The 225-nt window shown below is 63.1% G+C and carries 1 protein-coding gene; it reads left to right on the plus strand.

What is annotated here, in order from left to right; translation table 11 throughout:
- The coding region (locus tag IH50_RS0137265) for an RNA-guided endonuclease TnpB family protein (RefSeq protein ID WP_030873297.1) at positions 1–225 on the plus strand (225 nt) is incomplete at both ends.

Here is a 225-nt window from a genome sequence, read left to right on the forward strand (position 1 = left end):
CGCAGGCGTGACCTGCTGCACAAGCTCACCACTCGGCTCGTTCGTGAGAACCAAACGATCGTGATCGAGGACCTCGCCGTCCGGAACATGGTGAAGAACGGCAAGGTCGCCCGCGCCATCAGTGACGCGGCGTGGTCGGAGTTTAGGAGCATGCTGGAGTACAAGGCCCAGTGGTACGGCCGCGAAGTGATCGCGATCGACCGCTGGTTCCCCTCCTCCAGGCTG

This window comes from Streptomyces sp. NRRL S-37, from assembly GCF_000721605.1.
Lineage (GTDB): Bacteria > Actinomycetota > Actinomycetes > Streptomycetales > Streptomycetaceae > Streptomyces.